Genomic DNA, 14,564 nt, shown 5'->3' with positions numbered 1-14,564 from the left:
AAGTCCCCGGTGAGCCGGCCATCAGTGCCGGACCGACGAGGATGTCCGGTTCCTCCGCTCCTGGCACCCTCACCGCCTCCGCCGGCGCCCTGCGCGACCAGCTCGACGGCGCCCACGTGGCCGTTGTCGGCCTCGGGCGCACCGGACGCGCCGTCGTCGACGCCCTGGCCACGCTGGGAGCCCGCACCCACGTCTTCGACAGCCGCGAGGCCTCCATCGAGGCACTGGGCACCTCCGTGGTCTCGGCCACTGTCGCCGACGGCGACGCCACAGCGGCCGCTCTGGCTCAGTCACCGGCGCGGCTTCTGATCGTCTCACCAGGAGTCCCGGCCACCGGCCCGGTCCTGCGCACCGCCGCGGCGGCAGGCATCGAGACCTGGAGCGAGATCGAGCTGGCATGGAGGCTCCAGCAGGACTCCCGCCGCCCGGACGTCCCCTGGCTGACGCTCACCGGCACGGACGGCAAGACCACCACGGTCGGCATGCTCTCAGCCATTCTCGAGGCCCAAGGGCTCACGGCCCCTGCCGTCGGCAACATCGGCACCCCCGCCATCGAGGCGGTCCTGGCCGGCAGTGCCGACGCCCTTGCCGTGGAGCTGTCCAGCTTCCAGCTCCACACCACCCGGACCCTCTCGCCCTTGGCCTCGGCCTGCCTCAACTTGGCCGCCGACCACCTCGACTGGCACGGGGGCCGGGAGGCCTACGCCGCGGACAAGGCCCGTGTCTACTCCCGAACCCGGCTCGCCGCCGTCTACAACGTTGCCGACGATGCCACCCAGGACATGGTCCGTCAGGCCGACGTCGTCGAGGGCTGCCGGGCCGTCGGCTTCACCCTGACCACGCCGGGGCTCGGGCAGGTCGGCATGGTCGAGGACCTGCTGGTGGACCGCGCCTTCCACGCCGAGCGGCGCTCCAGCGGTATTGAGCTCGCTACCTCCGCCGACCTGGCGCACCTGGCGCCGGGGGGACGCACCGAGAACCTTCCCTCGCACCTTCTCGCCGACGCTCTGGCCGCCGCCGCCTTGGCGCGAGCGGCCGGGGTCGATGCCGAGGCGGTGGTGGCTGGCCTGCGCGCCTACAGTCCCGGAGCCCATCGGATCGTCACTGTGGCCGAGGCCGATGGCGTCACCTGGGTCGATGACTCCAAGGCCACCAACCCCCACTCCGCTGAGGCCGCGCTGACCTCCTTGCCCCGGGGAACCGGTGTCTGGATCTGCGGTGGGGACACCAAGGGCGCTGAGTTCTTCGACCTCGTGCGCGTGGTGCGGCCCCATCTGCGCGGCGCTGTCGTCATCGGCAAGGACCAGAGCGACATCCTGGCCGCCCTGGCGCAGGAGGCGCCGGGACTGCCGGTCGCCCGGGTCAGCGACGCATCACCCGAGGACATCAGTGCCGCAGCCGTGGAGGCCGCCGGCGCCATGGCCCGCAGCGGTGACACCGTCATACTGGCTCCGGCCTGCGCCTCCTGGGACCAGTTCAGCTCCTACGCCCAGCGCGGCGACCTGTTCGCCGCCGCGGCCCAGGCCCACACCAGGCGGAACAGCACCCGGTCCGCGGATGCCCCCGGTGCTCAGGAGCAGCTGTGAAGACGAGGTTCACCTCGGCCACCGCTCCTCACCCGTCGACGTCCTCCTCGTCAGGATCCTCGACAGTGCCGGATCGCGTCTCAGAAAGGTCTCGGGACGATCGCAGGCCGGACGGGACCACGGCCCGGGGGACCTCGGCCGGTGCGTCCAAGCAGCCCAGGAAGCAGAAGAAGTCGTCACGTCCCGGCCAGCAGCCCGGTCCGCGCTCGGCCACGTCCCGGCAGTCATCGGGTTCGCCGAGGCGGAGCACGGGCAGCTCCTCGTCCCAGGCATCTTCAGGGGCCTCATCGAGGACGCCGTCGAGCGGTGTCGGTTCCCGGACCAGGGACCGGATCGGTCACCTGCGCGCCTCCTGGCGCACGCGCCTGGCGCACTGGGGTGAGCGCCTGTCGCGTCCCTGGGACGGTGCCGCGGACACCACGCCGCATGGTGCTTCACAGGGACCTCGTGAGCGCCGGTCGAATGACGCGACCAAGTCTGCTCAGAGCTCGGAGCAGGTGACACTGACGTACTACTGCCTGCTCATCTCCGCCCTGGTGCTGGAGACCTTCGGACTCATCATGGTCTTCTCCGTGCAGTCCGTGACTGTAGCCGCCAACGGGGGCAACGCCTTCACCGATTTCGCCAAGTACCTCATCTTCGCCGTCGTAGGAACCCTGGGCATGGTCGGGATCTCCCGCATGCCACTGTCCTGGTTCCCCCGAATGGCCTGGGTGGTTCTGGGGCTGACGATCGCCATGCAGTGCCTGGTCTTCACCCCCATCGGTGTCAACGTCTACGGCAACCGCAACTGGATCATGGTGCCCGGGGTCGGCACGGCCCAGCCCTCGGAGTTCATCAAGGTGGCCCTCGCCCTGGTCCTGGGCACACTGGTGACCTGGTACACGGCCAAGCGGCGGGACCGGTCGTGGAAGGCGGGCTGGGGCGGCGTCGCCATCGCGATCCTCGCCGTCTTCGGGGGACAGGACCTGGGAACGGTTATCATCCTGGTCCTCATCGTCGCCGGCGCCCTGTGGGTGGGGGGGATGCGGAAGCGCTGGTTTGCTCTTCTGGGGGTCGGCGGCGTGGTCCTGTTCGCCGCAGCCTCCATGCTCAGCGCCAACCGGCGCGCGCGCATCATCGCCTGGATCCACCCCGAGGGCGCCGATCCCACTGGTGTGGGTTACCAGCCCAAGCACGGCATGTGGGCGCTGGGGACCGGCGGCTGGTTCGGCGTGGGCCCCGGATCCTCACGCCAGAAGTGGGGCTACCTCACCCAGGCCGACTCCGACTACATCTTCGCCGTGCTCGGTGAGGAGTTCGGGCTGGTGGGCACCCTTGTCGTCATGACCCTGTTCGCCACTATCGGCGCCTGCTGCCTGCGCCTCATGAGACGCCACACCTCCACCTACGTCACGGCCACGACCTCGGCCATCGGTGCATGGATCGTGGGGCAGGCGATCATCAACATGGGCGTCGTCACTGGAGCCCTGCCGGTGCTGGGCGTCCCACTACCCCTCGTCAGCCGTGGAGGAACCGCGCTGGTCTCGGTCCTCCTGGCCATTGGAGTGCTTCTCGCATTCGCCCGTCACGAACCCGGCGCGCAGGAGGCCCTGTCCACGAGTCCCGGGGCGCTGCGTCGTTCCCTGGCAGTCATCGTCCCAAGGAGGAACCGTGCCCGAGACAAGTGAGAGCGCAGGCTCGCCCCAGGGGGCACAGCCCGAGCGCGCCCAGCCGCTGCGGGTGCTGCTGGCCGGTGGCGGTACCGCCGGCCACGTCAACCCGCTGCTGGCCACGGCCGCAGCCCTGCAGGACCCGGCCCTCGGCGGCGACCCAGGGACGCGGATCCTTGTCCTGGGCACCGCCGAGGGACTGGAGAACCGTCTGGTGCCCGAGGCCGGCTTCGAGCTGGCCCTCGTTCCCCGGGTCCCCCTGCCCCGGCGCCCCAGTGGGGACCTGCTGCGCCTGCCACACCGGCTGGGCAAGGCGATCAGCGCAGCCACCGAGGCCATCGAGGCGGTCGAGGCCGACGTCGTCGTCGGCTTCGGCGGCTACGTCTCCACCCCCGCCTACCTCGCCGCCCGAAAGGCAGGCGTACCAGTCGTCATCCACGAGCAGAACGCCCGCCCGGGTCTGGCCAACCGGCTGGGGGCGTCCTGGGCCCACGCGGTCGCACTGACCTTTGCCTCCACCCGTCTCAAGGCCTCCAAGGGACGTACCGAGGTCACCGGGCTGCCCCTACGCCCGGCCATCGCCACCCTGGTGACGCAGCGCTCCACCACCGAGGGGGCTCAGTGCGCCCGCGTCGACGGTGCCCAGTCGCTGGGGCTCGACCCTGAGATGCCCACGCTCCTGGTGACGGGCGGCTCTCTGGGAGCCCAGCACCTCAACGAGGTCCTCAGCGAGTCGCTCGGCTCACTGCCCGCCGGTCTGCAGGTGCTGCACCTGACCGGCAAGGACAAGGACGCCCCCGTGCGCGCCGCCCTCGAGGCGGCGGTGGACGCCGGCGCACCGGAGGACCTCACCGAGCGCTACCACGTGCTGGACTACCTGACCACCATGGAGCAGGCCTACGCCTGCGCCGACGGGGTCCTGTGCCGCTCCGGTGCCGGCACCGTCGCGGAGATCACCGCCCTGGGACTGCCGGCGCTCTACGTCCCCCTGCCCATCGGTAACGGGGAGCAGCGTCTCAACGCCGCCGATGTCCTGGCCTCAGGAGGCGGTCGCATGGTGCTCGACGCAGATCTCAAGCCCTCCGACATCCTCGACTTCACGGTGCTCATCTCCGACCCCGAGCGCCAGTGCGCCATGGCCCGGGCCGCGGCCTCCACCGGTGTCCAGGACGCGGCGGCCCGCCTGGCCGCACTCATCCAGCAGTGCGCCTCCACGAATCACACTCCCACGGACGAGGAGAACGCGGCATGACCGCCACGACACACCAGCCCACCCCCCACGCCGGTACTCAGCAGACCGGCGCCGACCGCCGCACGCTGGCCGGTAGGACGTTCCACCTCATCGGCATCGGGGGAGCGGGAATGAGCGTTGTCGCCCAGCTGCTGGCCGCTCGCGGCGCCGGGGTCTCTGGCTCCGACGCCCACGGCGGCCCGGCTTTCGACCACCTGGCCGACCTGGGTATCACGACCCACCTGGGTCATGAGGCCGCGCACGTTCCCGAGCAGAGCACGGTGGTGGTCTCCACCGCGATCAAGGAGACCAATCCCGAGCTCGCCGAGGCACGCCGCCGGGGCCAGGAGGTCATCCACCGCTCCCAGGCCCTCGCACTGGCCGCCCAGGGGCTGGACTTCGTCGCCGTGGCCGGCGCGCACGGCAAGACGACGACCTCGGGCATGCTCGCCGAGGCCCTCACGGACGCCGGGGCCGATCCCTCCTTCGCCATTGGCGGGGTCGTGCGGGCCCTGGGCACCGGGGCCCACCTGGGGAGCGGCTCGACCCTGGTGGCTGAGGCGGACGAGTCCGACCGCTCCTTCCTCAACTACACGCCCCGCGTGGAGATCGTCACCAACGTCGAGCCCGATCACCTCGACACCTACGGCACCACCGAGGCCTTCGAGGCGGCCTTCGTCGACTTCGCCCACCGCCTGGTCCCCGGGGGGCTCCTGGTCGCCTGTGCCGCCGACCCCGGTTCACTGCGCCTGGCGCAGTCGGCCGCCGCTGAGGGGCTGCGGGTGGTCACTTACTCCTTCGACCGCCCCGACACCCTGCCTGGTGGGAGGTTGGTGGGGGAGGGGCACGTCCACCTGAACATCCGGGAGCGCGGAGCCAGCTCCACCCGTGCGCTGCTGACCCTGACCAGGGCGGCAGACCGGGAACAGAGCGGCGGCGTGGCCGCGGGGGCACCGGCTCAGAGCCAGGTCGAGCTGGTGCTGGCCGTGCCCGGGGACCACGTGGCTCTCGACGCCGCCGGCGCCTGGGCAGCGGGCATCGAGGTCGGTGTCGAACCGGCTGAGATGGCCCGTGCTCTGGGCTCCTTCGGAGGTACCGGGCGGCGGTTCGAGGACCGCGGCCAGGCCCACGGCGTCCGCGTCATCGATGACTACGCCCACCACCCCACCGAGATCGAGGCGCTGCTGCACACTGCGCGCGAGGTCGCCCAGGAGCGCAGAGGCCGGGTCCTGGTGCTCTTCCAACCGCACCTGTTCTCTCGCACCAGGACCTTCGCCGACCGTTTCGGGCAGGCGCTGGCCCTGGCCGACGTCGTCGTCGTTGCAGACGTCTACCCCGCCAGGGAGAACCAGGCGGACTTCCCCGACATCACCGGGGAGACGGTTGCTCAGCGGGTCCCCGGCGACAGGGCCGTCTTCGTCGCCGACCGGCAGGACGCCGCCCACACGCTGGCTGCACAGGCCCGTCCCGGCGACCTGCTGCTGACGGTCGGAGCCGGTGATGTCACCGAGCTCGCCACCACCGTGCTGTCCGACCTATCGACCCGCGAGGGTGGTGCACCTGGTTCGCTCGCGCAGCGAGGCGGGCACGCATGAGGAAGCCCTCGGCGCCACGCCCCGAGCCGTCCAGCCGTTCTGAGGGACGTCCGGCCAGCATTCCTCCGCGCCGTTCAGGCAACCGGCGTGCACGTCCTGCTCGCTCAGGGCAGGAAGGGGCCGGGCAGAGTGACACGAGGCGCTCCCAGCAGAGCACGCAGACTCAGCGGGGGGCTGAACCACCGGAAGTCGGTCCGGCCCGGCGACCTCGAGCGCCGGGTGCCGGTACCGCAACGCGCTCTCCCGGAGGTGATGCGAGAACTGCCTCCTCCAAGGGCGGCTCACGCTCCGCCATCTCCGGGAAGCAGACCGGTGACGGCTCGTCCAAGCCGAGCCGGAGCCCTGAGGCGACCACCAGCCAGAGCGCGCCCGGCACCGAGCTGACGGTATTCGGCCGGCGACAGGTGGCTCTTCCCAAGGGGGACGACCGGGTCGTCTCCACCGGGCTCGCCGACCGTCTCAAGGAGCGCCAGCAGGCCTCGCGCCGACTGCGTCTGCGCAGGATGGTGACAGCTGCCATCATCGTGCTCGTCATCTTTGTGACCACCTGGGCCCTGGTCTTCTCACCTCTCCTGGGCCTGCGGACGCAGAAGATCACCGTCGTCGGATCGGACGGCAGTGTCTCGGACAAGCAGGTCCGTGACGTCCTGGCCTCCTACGCGGGCGACTCGCTGCTACGGCTCGATACCGGCCGTCTCTCAACCCGGGTGAGTGACAGTCTGAATCGGGTGCGTCAGGCGCAGGTGACCAGGGCCTGGCCCCAGGGACTACGGGTGCAGCTGACGATGCGGGTCCCGGTGGCCACTGTTCAGGGCCCGGACGGCTACCAGGTCCTCGACAACGAGGCCGTGGTCCTCGAACGGGTCGTTGAGGCGCCCTCGGGACTGGTGACCATCATGCCCGATGGGGCCGATGGGGCGACCGGGCCTCAGACGATCTCGGCCAAGCAGGTGGCGGCCGTCACCCAGGTGGCGGGCGCCCTCACGCCGCAGACCCTGGCCCAGGTGACCAGCGGGAGCGCCACCGAGGCCGGACAGGTCACGCTCACCCTGTCCAACGGAGCCAGCGTGGTCTGGGGAGACACCCAGGACAACGAGCTCAAGGCACGGGTGCTGGCAACCCTCCTGACCAGCAGCGCCTCCATCTACGACGTCTCCTCGCCCCATCGCCCCACCACACGATCCGCCGATGGTGCCACGGCCGCACCTGCGACTCCCTCGCAGGCCTCCTGAGTGATGCGGCCGTGCCACCGGGCACTCAGGTGCAGGCGTGAGGACACGCACGCCGCACCTTCAGGTTCGTTACAGGTGAATTGCAGTGATATAGCAGGAAATCCGCAGGCAACTGCACGCGAACACGCCGGGCTTCAATGCGTCGCGACGTCCGGGAAGTCTCATAGCGTTAAGCCAGTCATTCAGAGAATGACATAAGTATTGACCTTAACTTGAGGTTGAGGTTTGAGGGGAGTCCTCGTCAGAGGGCTCATGACGAAACTTGCGGAGGGGACGCCAGTGGTCGAGAGCATGGCTGTGGACGACTCACAGCACTACCAGGCAGAGATCAAGGTCGTCGGCGTCGGTGGCGGCGGCGTCAACGCCGTCAACCGCATGATCGAGGCCGATCTGCGTGGCGTCGAGTTCATCGCCGTCAACACTGACGCCCAGGCGCTACTCATGTCTGATGCCGACGTCAAGCTTGATGTCGGACGGGACCTGACCCGTGGGCTGGGGGCGGGGGCCGACCCGGCCATCGGCCGTAAGGCGGCCGAGGATCATGAGGCGGAGATCCGTGAGGCCCTCGACGGATCGGACATGGTCTTCGTCACCGCCGGAGAGGGGGGTGGTACGGGTACCGGAGCCGCTCCCGTCGTCGCCCGCCTGGCCAAGAGCATCGGCGCGCTGACCATCGGTGTGGTGACCCGTCCCTTCTCCTTCGAGGGGCGCCGCCGTTCGGCCCAGGCCGAGGACGGTGTCCAGGCGCTGCGCGAGGAAGTCGACACCCTCATCGTCATCCCCAACGACCGCCTCCTGCAGATCGCTGACAAGAACATCTCCGTCGTGGACGCCTTCAAGCAGGCGGACCAGGTTCTTCTTCAGGGTGTCCAGGGCATCACCGAGCTCATCACCACTCCCGGCCTCATCAACGTCGACTTCAACGACGTCAAGTCCGTCATGCAAGGGGCCGGCAGCGCCCTCATGGGTATCGGTTCGGCCACCGGTGAGGGCCGTGCGATCACCGCCACTGAGGAGGCCATCGCCTCGCCGCTGCTGGAGACCTCGATCGACGGCGCCCACGGTGTGCTGCTCTTCTTCCAGGGCGGCTCCGACCTGGGTCTGTTCGAGATGAACGAGGCGGCCAACCTCGTGCGGGAGGCCGTCCACCCCGAGGCGAACATCATCGTCGGAAACGTCGTCGACGGCGCCCTGGGCGACGAGGTGCGGGTGACGGTCATCGCCGCAGGCTTCGACTCCGAGCCCGTGGTCGGCGGCCTGTCCGACCCGCTGACCAGGCTGTCGCGAACGGCCGCCGTCCCACCGGTTCCCTCATCCCCGGCCGAGGACCTGCCGCCGGCTCCCGCTCCTCGTGGCGGTGCCCATGCCGCGCAGAACCCTGTGACCCGCCCCGTCCCGCTGGCTCCTCCGCCGTCGTCGCCGGCCACGGCGGCCCACCTGTCCGAGGTGAGCGCGGCCGAGGCCTTGTCGTCAGGCAGCATGCCCGCCTACGTGGACGACTCCTACGGGTCCTACGGCTCGGTCCCTGCCCAGCAGCAGTCGGTCTCGGAGCTCGAGGTTCCCCAGGTCATCGGGGTCGACGCCGACGACGACGGGATCGACCTGCCCGACTTCCTGCGCTGAGCACCCCTGAATGGTGTCGGAGTCGCTCAAGCATGTATGACATGAGCAACGATCAGGTCACAGACCTGATCGAGGCGGACCTGGGCCCGGGGGCCCACGGGTACTTCACCACCCGTGGCCTGCGGGCCCGTCCCGTCCCCGCCGGGAGCGTCGACGTCACGCAGCCTCAGGGCAGCGGTGCCGATCCGGTCAGCAGTGGTGGTGAAGGAGGCGACTACAGCGGGTGGAACCTGGCGCTTCATGTCGGGGACGACCCACAACGTGTTCATCATCACCGCCGCCGGCTCGAGGAGCTCCTCAATCTCGAGCCAGGCCAGCACCTGGCCTGGATGAACCAGGTCCACTCCGCCGTCGTGGCCGAGGCCCGGGTCGAGTCTGTGCCCACCGCGGACGCACTCGTCCTGGATTCCCGAGTGCCCGGCGCCCCCGCAGGCTGCTGCGTTCTTGTGGCCGACTGCGTTCCCCTCCTGCTGGCCTCCCGGGACGGTTCGCTGACGGCGGCCGTCCATGCCGGTCGCCGCGGCATGCTTGACGGCGTCGTCACCGCCACGATCGAGTCCCTTCAGCGCAGTGGGGTGGACCCGGCTGATCTCTGGGCCGCTGTTGGACCGTCGATCTGCGGCTCCTGCTACGAGGTCCCTGATCATATGCGCACGCTGTCCGCGCAGCGCGAACCCGCCTGCGCCTCACGCACGTCGTGGGGCACTCCGGGCCTTGACGTGGCTGCAGGTGTCCTCGCCCAGCTCGAACGGGTCGGGGTCGGACACGTCAGCGCCGGTCGGTGGTGCACCTACGAGGACTCGCGCTTCTACTCCTTCCGACGGGACGGGGTGACCGGGCGGTTGGCGGGCGTCGTGCTTCCACGCTGAAGCTCAGGTGACTGAATACTTTCTGAGCGTGACCTACCTGGAACCTGAGGTTAGGGACACGCCGAGTTGAGGTCCCCGTGCGGTGTTGTGGGGACGGATACGGTCGCAGCACATCCGGAACGCAGGGGACCGGACGAACCAAGGAGCGATAGATGGGCGCGCTGCGCAGTATGACCAGTTTCCTCGGCTACTCGGAGCCGGAGGAGGAGACCTACGAGGACAGCTACGAGGCTGTCGACGCCGGTTACGCCGTGCAGGAGCACGAGTCGGACTTCGTCGACGAGGGCTACGAGGACTTCTCCGCCCCGGTCGAGCCCGAGCCCGTCGCCGCCGCCCCGGACCTTCGCCGCATCGTCACGGTGCACCCCTCGACCTACAACGAGGCCAGGATCATCGGCGAGTCCTTTCGTGACGGTGTTCCCGTCATCATCAACCTCACCGGCATGAGCGAGTCGGACGCGCGTCGCATGGTGGACTTCTCCGCCGGTCTGGTCTTCGGCCTGCACGGCGCGATCGAGCGTGTCACCCCGCGCGTGTTCCTGCTGACTCCCGCCAGCGTCGAGATCGATGGCGGTGAGGTCGCTGAGGCTCACGGCCGGTTCTTCAACCAGAGTTGACGGCACGTGAGCATTGTCTCGGTGCTGGCCTGGATCCTGTCGAGCATTCTGAGCCTGTACTTCCTCGTCCTCCTGGTCAGGGTCGTGCTCGACTGGGTTCAGGTATTCGCCCGCCAGTGGCGTCCTCAGGGACTCGTCCTGGTACTGGCCAACCTCGTGTACGCCCTGACGGATCCGCCTCTGCGACTGATCCGTCAGAAGGTTCCCATGGCACGCCTGGGAGGGGTCGGCATCGATCTGAGTTTCCTGGTCCTGGTCTTCGGGATCTTGATCCTTCAGTGGTTCCTCCGACTTCTCACCTGACCAGGTGTCAAGTCGTGAGTGAACCGCTAGAGTGCTGTCCTCACGTCAGCGTGAGATAGCGCGCTTGATGTGGCCTGAACCTCGAGTTCAGGTACTCTGTCCGCATGAGTGACCGGATGCCCGGTGCTCGTGACCTTATCCGTAACGACACCGAGGTGACGACCCATGACGCTGCTGACAGCAGACGACGTCCTCAACAAAAAGTTCCAGGCGACCAAGTTCCGTGAGGGCTACGAGCAGGACGAGGTCGACGAGTTCCTCGACGAGGTAGTCGAGGCAATGCGTCAGCTGGAGGCTGAGAACGCCGACCTCAAGGCCAAGCTCGAGGCCGCCAACCGCCGAGTAGCGCAGCTCGGTGAGGGGGCTGCCATCCCCGCCGCTCCCGCCTCGCCCGTCTCTCCGGTCCAGGCCGAGCCGGCCGTGTCCGTTCCCGCCGTCTCCGGCGAGTCCGGTGGCCAGGGGCCGGCCGCTGCCTCCGGCATGCTCGAGCTGGCCCAGCGCCTCCACGACGAGCACGTCGCCAACGGCAAGGCCGAGGGTGAGCGCATCGTCACCGAGGCCCGCTCCACCGGTGAGCAGATCGTGCGTGAGGCAGAGGACCAGCGCAACCGCACCCTCGCCCAGCTGGAGAAGGAGCGTTCCGCCCTCGAGCAAAAGATCGACGAGCTGCGGCGCTTCGAGTCCGACTACCGCACTCGCCTCAAGAGTTACCTGCAGAACCTGCTGACCAACGTCGAGGACGGCGGCGAGAGCTCCATCTCCGGTCTGTGACCTTCCGGACCGGGATCGCCTCCCGGCGTCATCCCGTGAACACCTCAGGGACCGTCCCACGGAGCCCCATCGAGATGGTTGTCATCCGCTGAGGATGGCTGGGCCCCTCCAGTCGTCTCTGACACGGCCTCCTACGAAGGGCGGCGACCCGCGCGGGTCGCCGCCCTTCACTCAGTGCGCGTACCCTTACCCGTCATCTGATCTCTTCTGTGCGCAATGCGAGAAAGCCTTATGCCAGACCACGTCGATCCTGCCCCCTCCATGAAGGAGACCGCAGACAACGCAGACAACAGTGCCTCTTCCGCTACGAACAGCCCCTTCAGCACGATGGAAGAGGCCCTCGGACCGCAGGAAGGCGGGGACGGAGGCATCCGCCGATCCAGGCGCGTTCCGGTCACCGTGCTGTGGGCGGTTGCGGTCGTCGTCATCGTCGTCGACCAGATCACCAAGCAGTGGGCGCTCGCCGCCCTGGCCGACGGACGGCACACGGCCCTGCTCGGTCGGGCTCTGGGGCTGGTGCTGGTGCGCAACCCCGGTGCGGCCTTCTCCTTCGCCACCGGGCAGACCTGGATCTTCGCGCTCATCGCCTTCCTCGTGGTGATAATCATCATCCGTGTCTCCCGAAACCTGGTGTCTCGCTCGTGGGCGGTCGCCCTTGGCCTGGTGCTCGGCGGTGCGGTGGGCAACCTCATCGACCGCCTCCTGCGGGAGCCCGGGTTCCTGCGCGGTCACGTCATCGACTTCATCGACTACGGCGGCTACTTCGTGGGCAACGTCGCAGACATTGCGATCGTGCTCGCTGCCGCGGGAATCATCATCCTGTCCCTGGGAGGCTGGGAGATCGACGGCACGCGCGCCGGATCCCGGCAAAGTCCCTCGGAGTCTCAGCGGTCCAGCAAGTCGGCGGCATCGGCTCGCACGTCGGGCAGCACTGGGAGGCGCCGGCGTAACACCGCTGCCGACTCCCCTACCTCCTCCGTACCGGCAGCACCCGTGGAGCCGGAATGAGCCTGCGTCTCCTGCCCGTCCCCGACGGATTCGACGGCGAACGCGTCGATACAGCCCTGGCCCGTATGACGGGCTTGTCCCGCAGCCGGGTCGGCGACCTGTGCGCCCATGGCGATGTCCGCCGGAACGTAGAGGCACTGACCAAGTCCGATCGTCTCCACGCCGGTGATCTCCTCGAGGTCGATCTGCCCGACCCGCGTCCCGTCGAGCCCGTTGCCACCCCCGTCAAGGGAATGGCACTGCTCTACGAGGACGAGGACATCGTCGTCGTCGACAAGCCGGCGGGTGTGGCCGCCCACCCCTCCATGGGCTGGGACGGCCCCGACGTGCTGGGAGCCCTCAAGGCGATGCACGTCCGGGTGGCCACCTCCGGGGCCGCCGAGCGCCAGGGCATCGTCTCGCGCCTGGATGTGGGGACCTCTGGCGTCATGATCGTGGCCAAGGGCGAGCGCGCCTACTCGGTCCTCAAACGTGCCTTCCGCGAGCACATGGTGGACAAGGTCTACCACGCCCTGGTTCAGGGCCACCTCGATCCCTCCCACGGCACGATCGACGCCCCCATCGGCCGTCATCCCAGCAGGGAGTGGAAGATGGCGATCGTCGAGGGTGGTCGTGAGTCCGTCACCCACTACGACGTCATCGAGGCGATGCCCGGTGCCTGCCTGGCCGAGGTCCACCTGGAGACCGGACGCACCCACCAGATCCGTGTCCACATGGCCGCGGTCGGCCACCCCTGTGTCGGAGATGCCACCTACGGCGCCGACCCTGTCATGACGGCGCGCACCGGACTCGTCCGTCAGTGGCTTCATGCCCGCCGGCTCGGTATCGCCCACCCCATCACCGGTGAGCACATGGTCTTCACCTCCGACTACCCCGCCGACCTCGTCCACGCGCTCGATGTCATGCGCCTGCCGGGGCATCATCATGACGGCCGGGAGTAGAGCGCCTATGACAGGTGCTGACGGCGACGGAACCCTTTCCGGCCCGCTGTCGAGACCGCGCTCGGGTGGATGTGCAGTTCACGAGAGGAGACACGCATGCGGATCGTCGTCATCGGTGCCGGCGGAATCGGAGGATGGCTCGGAACCCGGTTGGCCGCGAGCGGCCAGCACGTCGGGTTCCTTGTCCGTGGCCGCACCCTTCAGGCTCTGCGTACCGGTGGGCTGACGCTGCGCGACCGCTCCGGTGGTGGAGCCGGCACTGTGACGGCTCGTGTCGAGCATCCACTGGTCGGTGAGGACCCGGACACCCTCGTCAGCGCCATGGGCGGGTACCCGGACCTGGTCCTGGTGACCACCAAGGTCGACGCGCTGTTCGGGCTGACGCCCGTGCTCAGACGCCTGACCGGCCCCGGCACCGGTGTCGTCTCCACACAGAACGGAATCAGCGCGCCCGCTCTGCTCGCCGCCGCCGTCGGGGAGGAGCACGTCCTGCCCGGTGTGGTCCGGGTATACTCCGCCATCGTCTCTCCGGGAACCGTCGGCACCATCGGCAGCACCGGATCCCTGGCCCTGGGGGAGTGGGACGGCAGCGCCTCCGCTCGCAGCGCCGTCGCCGTGGAAGCCCTGGAGGCGGCCGGCATCCGTGCCTGGGTGCCCGACTCGATCTGGGCCGAGCTGTGGCGCAAGGTCTCCTTCGTCGTCGTCCAGGGCGCCCTCGGTGCCGCCGCGAACGCTCCCATCGGCGTCCTGCGCAGTGACCTGCGTGACGGCTTCACCGAGGCGGTGCGCGAGGTCGTCGCCGTCGCCGCGGCACTGGGGCACGACCTGGCCACCCGCAACGCCCCCGACCCGGTCGCCGCCGTCCTGACCCTGGCCGATGCTCAGCCCGCCGGTGCCACCACCTCGATGCAGCGCGACATCGCCGCCGGTGAGCCCAGCGAGCTCGACGCCCAGCTCGGCTCCGTGTGCCGAGTCGGGGACGAGAGGGGCGTACCCACGCCGGTGCTCGACCTCGCCCACGCTGTCCTGGCCCCGAGGGAGGCCGCCGCCCGAGCACGGGGCTGACGGCGACCCGGTCCCGGACGGCAGGCCGGTCGCCGACGTCCACCGGGAGCGGAATTCTCACACACATGTCT

14 protein-coding genes are annotated in these 14,564 nt (G+C 69.3%); 13 read left to right on the top strand and 1 reads right to left on the bottom strand.

What is annotated here, in order from left to right:
• The first annotated feature begins 41 nt into the window (after window positions 1-41).
• Window positions 42-1,586, top strand: a complete 1,545-nt coding sequence (gene murD / locus HMPREF9056_RS02500) for a UDP-N-acetylmuramoyl-L-alanine--D-glutamate ligase (protein ID WP_009402448.1) — start codon at window positions 42-44, stop codon at window positions 1,584-1,586.
• 28 nt (window positions 1,587-1,614) lie between these two features.
• Here the strand turns inward: murD and HMPREF9056_RS14305 are convergent, their stop codons facing one another.
• Window positions 1,615-1,836 carry a hypothetical protein gene (locus HMPREF9056_RS14305; RefSeq protein ID WP_034513474.1) on the bottom strand — a complete coding sequence of 74 codons (222 nt, stop codon included), beginning with the start codon at window positions 1,834-1,836 and terminating at the stop codon, window positions 1,615-1,617.
• Window positions 1,837-2,083: 247 nt separating this feature from the next.
• On the opposite strand from HMPREF9056_RS14305, the gene HMPREF9056_RS02490 reads away from it, so the two are divergent.
• The 12 genes from HMPREF9056_RS02490 (at window position 2,084) to HMPREF9056_RS02435 (ending at window position 14,493) form a co-directional block, all read left to right on the top strand.
• The gene (locus tag HMPREF9056_RS02490) at window positions 2,084-3,256 is read left to right on the top strand and encodes an FtsW/RodA/SpoVE family cell cycle protein (protein ID WP_009402445.1); all 1,173 of its coding nucleotides are present in this window, start codon (window positions 2,084-2,086) and stop codon (window positions 3,254-3,256) included.
• The gene (locus HMPREF9056_RS02485) at window positions 3,240-4,490 is read left to right on the top strand and encodes a glycosyltransferase (RefSeq protein ID WP_009402443.1); all 1,251 of its coding nucleotides are present in this window, start codon (window positions 3,240-3,242) and stop codon (window positions 4,488-4,490) included. Before HMPREF9056_RS02490 ends, HMPREF9056_RS02485 begins: the two co-directional genes overlap by 17 nt.
• Window positions 4,487-6,064 (top strand): UDP-N-acetylmuramate--L-alanine ligase, encoded by a 1,578-nt coding sequence (gene murC, locus HMPREF9056_RS02480; RefSeq protein ID WP_009402440.1) that lies wholly within the window; start codon window positions 4,487-4,489, stop codon window positions 6,062-6,064. The genes HMPREF9056_RS02485 and murC overlap by 4 nt, the downstream gene beginning before the upstream one ends.
• A gap of 404 nt (window positions 6,065-6,468) precedes the next feature.
• Complete coding sequence (locus HMPREF9056_RS02475; RefSeq protein WP_009402438.1) at window positions 6,469-7,296, top strand: cell division protein FtsQ/DivIB; 828 nt, start codon at window positions 6,469-6,471, stop codon at window positions 7,294-7,296.
• 252 nt (window positions 7,297-7,548) lie between these two features.
• Window positions 7,549-8,919 (top strand): cell division protein FtsZ, encoded by a 1,371-nt coding sequence (gene ftsZ / locus HMPREF9056_RS02470; protein ID WP_009402437.1) that lies wholly within the window; start codon window positions 7,549-7,551, stop codon window positions 8,917-8,919.
• A 32-nt stretch (window positions 8,920-8,951) separates the two neighbouring features.
• Entirely contained in the window at window positions 8,952-9,788 is an 837-nt protein-coding gene (locus tag HMPREF9056_RS02465; protein WP_087942165.1) for a polyphenol oxidase family protein, read from the top strand.
• Window positions 9,789-9,940: 152 nt separating this feature from the next.
• Window positions 9,941-10,405 carry a cell division protein SepF gene (locus HMPREF9056_RS02460; protein ID WP_009402434.1) on the top strand — a complete coding sequence of 155 codons (465 nt, stop codon included), beginning with the start codon at window positions 9,941-9,943 and terminating at the stop codon, window positions 10,403-10,405.
• A 6-nt stretch (window positions 10,406-10,411) separates the two neighbouring features.
• Window positions 10,412-10,708 (top strand): YggT family protein, encoded by a 297-nt coding sequence (locus HMPREF9056_RS02455; RefSeq protein WP_009402433.1) that lies wholly within the window; start codon window positions 10,412-10,414, stop codon window positions 10,706-10,708.
• Between the two features lie 165 nt (window positions 10,709-10,873).
• A complete protein-coding gene (locus HMPREF9056_RS02450; RefSeq protein WP_009402428.1) occupies window positions 10,874-11,479 on the top strand; it encodes a DivIVA domain-containing protein in 606 nt (201 codons plus the stop codon).
• Window positions 11,480-11,710: 231 nt separating this feature from the next.
• Window positions 11,711-12,487 (top strand): signal peptidase II, encoded by a 777-nt coding sequence (gene lspA, locus HMPREF9056_RS02445; protein WP_034513473.1) that lies wholly within the window; start codon window positions 11,711-11,713, stop codon window positions 12,485-12,487.
• Window positions 12,484-13,428 carry an RluA family pseudouridine synthase gene (locus HMPREF9056_RS02440; protein WP_009402424.1) on the top strand — a complete coding sequence of 315 codons (945 nt, stop codon included), beginning with the start codon at window positions 12,484-12,486 and terminating at the stop codon, window positions 13,426-13,428. The genes lspA and HMPREF9056_RS02440 overlap by 4 nt, the downstream gene beginning before the upstream one ends.
• A 96-nt stretch (window positions 13,429-13,524) precedes the next feature.
• Window positions 13,525-14,493, top strand: a complete 969-nt coding sequence (locus tag HMPREF9056_RS02435) for a ketopantoate reductase family protein (protein ID WP_009402422.1) — start codon at window positions 13,525-13,527, stop codon at window positions 14,491-14,493.
• The last annotated feature ends 71 nt before the right edge of the window (window positions 14,494-14,564 follow it).

The organism is Actinomyces sp. oral taxon 170 str. F0386 (genome assembly GCF_000195595.1).
GTDB lineage: Bacteria > Actinomycetota > Actinomycetes > Actinomycetales > Actinomycetaceae > Actinomyces.
The sequence above is the reverse complement of the archived record's forward strand: the minus strand, read 5'-3'. Positions and strand labels throughout refer to the sequence as shown.

Coding starts and splice junctions, on each gene's coding strand:
- HMPREF9056_RS02460 (WP_009402434.1), top strand. CDS start 9,941: ATGGGCGCGCTGCGCAGTATGACCAGTTTCCTCGGCTACTCGGAGCCG.
- HMPREF9056_RS02440 (WP_009402424.1), top strand. CDS start 12,484: ATGAGCCTGCGTCTCCTGCCCGTCCCCGACGGATTCGACGGCGAACGC.
- murC (WP_009402440.1), top strand. CDS start 4,487: ATGACCGCCACGACACACCAGCCCACCCCCCACGCCGGTACTCAGCAG.
- ftsZ (WP_009402437.1), top strand. CDS start 7,549: ATGACGAAACTTGCGGAGGGGACGCCAGTGGTCGAGAGCATGGCTGTG.
- HMPREF9056_RS02450 (WP_009402428.1), top strand. CDS start 10,874: ATGACGCTGCTGACAGCAGACGACGTCCTCAACAAAAAGTTCCAGGCG.
- lspA (WP_034513473.1), top strand. CDS start 11,711: ATGCCAGACCACGTCGATCCTGCCCCCTCCATGAAGGAGACCGCAGAC.
- murD (WP_009402448.1), top strand. CDS start 42: ATGTCCGGTTCCTCCGCTCCTGGCACCCTCACCGCCTCCGCCGGCGCC.
- HMPREF9056_RS02465 (WP_087942165.1), top strand. CDS start 8,952: ATGTATGACATGAGCAACGATCAGGTCACAGACCTGATCGAGGCGGAC.
- HMPREF9056_RS02435 (WP_009402422.1), top strand. CDS start 13,525: ATGCGGATCGTCGTCATCGGTGCCGGCGGAATCGGAGGATGGCTCGGA.